General features: G+C 58.9%; 4 protein-coding genes, 1 pseudogene and 1 riboswitch. Of the genes and pseudogenes, 2 read left to right on the forward strand and 3 right to left on the reverse strand.

Features of this window, described 5'->3' with window-relative positions; translation table 11 throughout:
• Positions 1–310 (forward strand): transposase (locus tag CAK78_RS09585; protein WP_141214129.1); only part of this gene is annotated, 310 nt, incomplete at its 5' end.
• A 4-nt stretch (positions 311–314) separates the two neighbouring features.
• Here the strand turns inward: CAK78_RS09585 and CAK78_RS09590 are convergent.
• The 3 genes and pseudogenes from CAK78_RS09590 to narQ all read right to left on the reverse strand — a co-directional run.
• A pseudogene (locus tag CAK78_RS09590) lies at positions 315–434 on the reverse strand (LON peptidase substrate-binding domain-containing protein); the annotation flags it as partial.
• Between the two features lie 104 nt (positions 435–538).
• Positions 539–1,177, reverse strand: coding sequence for a two-component system response regulator NarL (narL, locus tag CAK78_RS09595; RefSeq protein WP_094697122.1), 639 nt, complete (start codon positions 1,175–1,177; stop codon positions 539–541).
• A complete protein-coding gene (gene narQ / locus CAK78_RS09600; RefSeq protein WP_005299320.1) occupies positions 1,177–2,889 on the reverse strand; it encodes a nitrate/nitrite two-component system sensor histidine kinase NarQ in 1,713 nt (570 codons plus the stop codon). Before narQ ends, narL begins: the two co-directional genes overlap by 1 nt.
• A 79-nt stretch (positions 2,890–2,968) precedes the next feature.
• Positions 2,969–3,108: riboswitch (molybdenum cofactor riboswitch) on the forward strand.
• Here narQ and moaA point away from each other — a divergent pair.
• Entirely contained in the window at positions 3,096–4,091 is a 996-nt protein-coding gene (moaA, locus tag CAK78_RS09605) for a GTP 3',8-cyclase MoaA (protein ID WP_094697123.1), read from the forward strand. Its footprint overlaps the riboswitch before it by 13 nt.
• Positions 4,092–4,282 lie beyond the last annotated feature (191 nt).

Genomic DNA, 4,282 nt, shown 5'->3' on the forward strand with positions numbered 1-4,282 from the left:
GGCCTGTTTCAGGGCGGTGAAGGAGGCCAATTGTGAGCACCTGGGTGTTGTCACCGGGGGCAACCTTGACTTGCTGGATCATCCGGCATTCAACTGGGTAAACACGATGATAGGGAATGTGAAGAACTCGCTGCGGGGCAGTTGCCATACGCTCGGAGCGAAGCATTTACCGAGACATCTTGCTGAATACTGCTTCCGGTTTAATCATCGTTTTGACCTCAAAAGCATGTTGGTTGAATTGGGGCATGCAGTCGTGGCAAGCCCTCCGATGCCATATCGGCTCTTGAAGCTGGCTGAGGGTCATGGGTAATCAGGTTGATGAATGACTCTTTGAGCATCTGCAGGTGGCGCGGCTCAAACAAACGCAGAGGAAGCTTGCCACCAGGCAGGATGTGGGAAGGCAAGGGGAACAGTGCCAAAGGTTGAAGTTTCATGTTCCATCCTCCATTCAGTTGTTACTGAACAGGACAATGCAGCGACTGTGCCAGAGGATGAAAAAAGCCACCGGACGGTGGCTTTGGCTGGGTAAAAAGGGGACTTAGTTGCGCTGCTCCAGGTACATGACAGCCGCTTCCACGCGGCTTTGCGCCTCGAGTTTCTTGAGCAGGCTCTTGACGTGAACCTTGACCGTACCCTCGGAAATATGGAGCACGGAGGCGACCTGTTTGTTGGAGAGGCCCTTTGCAATTTCACGCAGGATTTGCATTTCGCGACGCGTTAAGCTCTCCAGCTTCTGCTGCAGGTGATCCAGTTCGTAGATGTTCTCGAGGTAGGGGCGCAGCGGTTCGCTCAGGATCTGCTTGCCGGTCATCACGTCTGCCAGCTGGGCCAGCAGCATATCGGGCTCGGTGTCCTTGAGCAGGTAGCCATCGGCACCGGCCTTGAGCAGGGCTACCACATCCTGACGGGCATCGGAGACGGTCAGGATCACCACCCGGGAGGTCACCTCCTCGGCACGCAGCGCCTTGAGGGTGTCCAGGCCCGAGAGACCTTTCATGTTGAGGTCGAGCAGGATCAGGTCCGGTTCGGACTCCTTGGCCATGGCGACGGCGTCGGTACCATTGGAAGCTTCACCGATGACCTCGATGTTCTCTTCCAGTGCCAGCAGTTGCACAATCCCTTTGCGCATGAGGGGATGGTCATCCACGACCAGAACACTATATTTCATCTCGTCCATCAGGCGTCTCTTGTTAGGCTGGTGGGAAAGGTCAGATGTACGCAGGTGCCTCTGGGCGGCCTTTCGCTGATGGTCAGCAGGCCATGCAGCTTGTTGGCACGCTCGTTCATGATGCTCAGGCCGTAGTGGTTGACCGCCGAGCTTGCGATCCCTATTCCGACACCATCATCTGAAATCTGAACCTGGATGTTACCATCGGCGAGGGTCTCACAGCTAACATCAATCACTTGTGCGCTGGCATGTTTGATGGCATTGAGGACTGCCTCACGGATCAGCTGCAAAATGTGAATGTGCTGACCCGCCTCGAGGTCGGTATCGGCCAGACCGTAATGGAGCCTGATCTCGGCCTGGGTCTGCGGCTTGAGCTGCTCCAGCATAACCTTGATGGCTTCGCCGAGATTGGCGTCACCAATGCTGAGGCGGAAGGTGCCGAGCAGCTCGCGCAGCTGGGTGTAGGCGCTGCCAAGCCCCTCGTCGATCTGCTGCATGGCGGCTTCGGCCTTGGCGGTATCCCCCTTGGCAAACGAGCGCTTGAGCAGGGTGGCCTGGATCTTGAGATAAGAAAGAGCCTGGGCTAGGGAGTCGTGCAACTCGCGGGCGATGACGGCCCGCTCTTCCATCAGCAGCAGGCGCTGGTGTTGCAGCAGGGTCTGATCCTTGTGCAGCACCTGAGCCAGCAACATGGAGAAGTTCTTCATCAGCCGCTCGTCGATGGGGTGGCTGCTGATGACGTCGAGCCGGCCATACTCCTGCTCGTCCATCTGCAGATAGAAGCTGACCACCGCCTCCAGATCGCCTGGCCAACCCTTGCGGCCGGTGATGTAGTCCGGCATGGCGTTGTGCTCGAAACGGGTCAGCCGGATGTAGTCGATGTGCTGGTGGGCCGCCGCCCGCTCCAGCAGCTTGAGCAGGGTGCGCCGGCTCAGCGGCGCCGCGTGCAGCTTCTGGGCTGTGCTGTAGAGAAAGGAGAGGGTGTCGTTGGCCTGCTGCAGCTTGGCGGTCTTCTCTTCCACCTTGCTCTCCAGCTCCCGGTAGAGCTTGCCAAGTTCATCGGCCATGGTGACGAAGGCCCCCGACAGCTCCCCCAGTTCGTTTTCGCAGCGGGGGGGCAGGGTCAGATCGAACTCCTGGCGCTGGATCTGGCGGGCGCAATAGACCAGCTGGTTGAGCGGGGCCACCACCTGCTGGCGGGTAAAACGCACCGTGAACCAGGCGATGGTGATGATGGAGAGCAGCCCCAGCCCTTCGGCCAGCGCCAGCATACGCACCTTGAACTCCACGTGATACTGCATCTGGTTGACGAAATCATCGATGGCGGCGACAAACTGCTCTGTGTTGTCGGTGTAGCGCCGCGGGGTGGCATTCTCGATGTGCTCGCGCATCACCTGCCACTGCTGCAGCACCTCGCCATAGGTGCGACGCAGGGAGGCGGGGGTGATCCAGCGCTGGGTCTCCTGCAGCTCGGCGGCGTGCAGGGTCTGCTCGAACTGATCGAGCCGGCTCAGCACCTGCTGGCCCTGCTCAATCTCGTAGGCCATGCGGTAGGCCTGCATCCGCAGGGAGCCGGAGAGGTTGATGGCCTTGGCGTCGGGCACCGAATAGAACAGGGTCACCATGGCCACCACGGCGATCAGGCTCGCCATGAACAGGATGAGCACCATGGAGCGTCCGATGGCGCTGCTGACCGAATGTACTTTGAACCACTTTCCCATGCCGGCTCTCTTCCTTCACTGCAGATAATAACCCCACAAAGTAGCATGGGAGTGTACTCCAACTTGTGCTAGCATCGAAAAACTAGATGAACTCCGAGCGGTTTTGCCTAAGTCCTCATGATAGGGGGAAACCGCCGTCAGCCGATGTTCGAGCTGTAAGGGTCAGGAAAGAAATGCCCTGGCCTCCCGTATTTGGAAAGGTGTTTATGTCGCCACTGCAAGATGGTTTTTCCCGTCGTTTTTACTATTTGCGCCTGTCGGTCACCGACGTGTGCAATTTTCGCTGTACCTACTGTTTGCCGGATGGCTATCGGCCACCGGCCGGTGGCAAGGCGGGGCGCCAGCCCTTTCTCTCTCTCGAAGAGATCCGCCGCATAGTCTCAGGCTTTGCCGCCATGGGCACCCGCAAGGTGCGTCTGACCGGCGGGGAACCCTCCCTGCGCCGGGACTTCACCGCCATCATAGAGACGGTGGCCAATACCCCCGGCATCGAGAAGGTGGCCATGACCACCAATGGGTATCGTTTGAAAGAGCGTGCCAAAGAGTGGTTTGATGCGGGCCTGACCGCCCTCAACGTCAGTGTCGACAGCCTGGATCCGCGTCAGTTTCACCAGATCACCGGCGAGAACAAGCTGGCGGAGGTGATGGAGGGGATCGAAGCGGCGCTGGCCACCGGCTTCAAGTCGGTCAAGATCAATGCCGTGCTGCTCAAGGGTCTCAACGACCACCAGCTGGATGCCTTCCTGGCCTGGATCCGGCACCATCCCATCGAGCTGCGTTTCATCGAGCTGATGCAGACCGGCGAGATGGATACCCTGTTTCGCGATCATCACGCCAGCGGGGCGCTCATCAAACAGCGTCTGCTCGATGCCGGTTGGCTGCAGCAGCTGCGTGGCGACGACGATGGCCCCGCCCAGGTATTCATGCATCCGGAGTCGATGGGTGGGGTCGGACTCATCATGCCCTACAGCAAGGATTTCTGTGCCGGTTGCAACCGGCTGCGGGTCTCTTCCCTTGGCAAGTTGCACCTCTGCCTGTTCGGCGACCACGGGGTGGAACTGCGCGATCTGTTGACGGATGACGGCCAGCAGGATGAATTGCAGCAGCGGATCCGCAGCGCCCTTACCGGCAAGGCGGCGACTCACAGGCTGCACGAAGGGAATGCCGGCATGACCCCGCATCTGGCCTCCATCGGTGGCTGAGCGGCTTCGCTCGAAAAAAATAGCCATCGATTAATAAGCAATCCTCAAATGGGGGTATTTTGCCTTGCCCCCGTTGTTCATTCTTGCGCCAAGGGTTTGATCCAGCGCAAGAATCCCCCCTGTTTATCTCCCTGGTGGTATATCCCTGACCTTGTCAGGGCCGCAATATACACCCACTCTTATACACATCT

The sequence above is a fragment of the Aeromonas sp. A35_P genome, from assembly GCF_002259925.1.
Classification (GTDB): domain Bacteria; phylum Pseudomonadota; class Gammaproteobacteria; order Enterobacterales; family Aeromonadaceae; genus Aeromonas; species Aeromonas dhakensis.